Here is a 1608-nt window from a genome sequence, read left to right on the forward strand (position 1 = left end):
GGGGATGCGGCTATTTTCTTGGACTGTTTTATGTCGTTAGGCCGAGGCTTTCACGGTACTCGATGGGGCTGAGATAGCCAAGGGAGCCCTTGATCCGTTTCTCGTTGTACCAGCGAACGTAGGCGTTCAGTATCTCAACGAACTCCGCGATGGTCGTCGAACGCCAGTCTCCTGGATAGAACATCTCGGTCTTCAGCCTGCCGAAGAATCCCTCACAGGCAGCATTGTCAGGGGAACAGGCTTTCCGCGACATGGATCGAATCAGATTCGCCTTTGCAACCCGCGATAGCCAGCCCGGCCAACGGTAGTGGCCACCCCGATCGGAATGCACGATCGGTGCTTTATCTTCTTCAGTCACGGTTTCGATAGCCGCATCCAACATGGTATTCACGAGCTCTGCGTCAGGGCTTGTGCCAATCGACCAGCTGACTACCATGCCATCGAAGCAGTCGATCATGGGCGACAGATATACCTTACCCGCAGGAATCTGGAACTCGGAGATATCCGTCACCCACTTTTCGTTGGGGGCGTCAGCACGGAAATCGCGATTGATGATGTTATCTGGGGCAGGGCTGATTTCCCCAATATAAGAACGGTATCGGCGCCGCCTGGGCCTGGCTGCATGGAGGCCGCCTTGTTTCATGAGGCGACGCACGACTTTCTCTGATAGAAACACACGTTGTCGGCCGAGCGCTGCCTGCACCCGACGATAGCCGTAGGATCGGTGATTGTCTTCGAAGATCTCTGCAACGGTACGACGGACATCTGCATATTTGTCGGCAACCCGAATGGACGACCGATGATAAAAATAGGAGCTGCGCGCCAGGTCCAACCGCGCAAGTAGCTCAGTCAAACCGTATTCTTCTCTCAGGGCGTCAACCAGCGTCGTCTTCTCCCGGTTGCTCAGGAATGGCAGGTCGACGCCCAGGTCTTTTTTTACGAGTTCATTCGCCTTCTTCAACAGGTCGTGTTCAAGCTGCAGATTGCGAATGTCGCGCCGCAGCCCTTCGACCTGCCGCTCCAGTTCGTCCCGATCCGTCTCTGCGGGTGATCCCCTGTCGCGTTTCATGGATGCAGTGGCCTCCCGGCCGAGTAACTGATTCTTCCAGTTGTACAGCGACACCCTGTCGACGTCCAGCTTTTGCGCCACCGCCTGTGCACTTCCTTCCCGTGTACACAGTTCGTACACCGCGACCTGCCTGGAAGCCAATGACACGGCCGCTCGGCCTGCCTTGCCAATCACGCGTTTCTTTGTTTCCGGATAGCGCTCGCGAACCCACGCCGTCAGTATCTGGCGACAGGGATAGCCTAATGCCCTGAGCGTGAAACTGAAGCAGCGCCCGTGATTGACGTAGTGCTCGAGTGCTGAGTTCTTCTGTTCTTCGGAGTACTTCGGCTTTACGCGAACGTACTCTCTCTGCAGATCGCCATACTTCTCGAATTCCGCGCACCACGCCTTGAGAGAATTCTTCGTCGGATAACCCAACTGGCGGATTGTCGCCTTGATGCGCTTCCCGAGTTTCAGGTACAGCTCGACCGCCCGAACGCGGTCTTCGTATGAATACATGGACTACCTCCAAAGTAGTCCAAGATTTTGTCCGCATCCCC

At 55.9% G+C, this 1608-nt stretch carries 1 protein-coding gene; it reads right to left on the bottom strand.

The features are described 5' to 3' along the window. Positions 1-28 precede the first annotated feature (28 nt). A complete protein-coding gene (locus SB764_RS38070) occupies positions 29-1567 on the bottom strand; it encodes an IS3 family transposase (protein ID WP_410866473.1) in 1539 nt (512 codons plus the stop codon). Between the last annotated feature and the right edge of the window lie 41 nt (positions 1568-1608).

The sequence above is a fragment of the Paraburkholderia sp. SIMBA_027 genome (assembly GCF_046535315.1).
GTDB classification, from domain to species: Bacteria; Pseudomonadota; Gammaproteobacteria; order Burkholderiales; family Burkholderiaceae; genus Paraburkholderia; species Paraburkholderia tropica.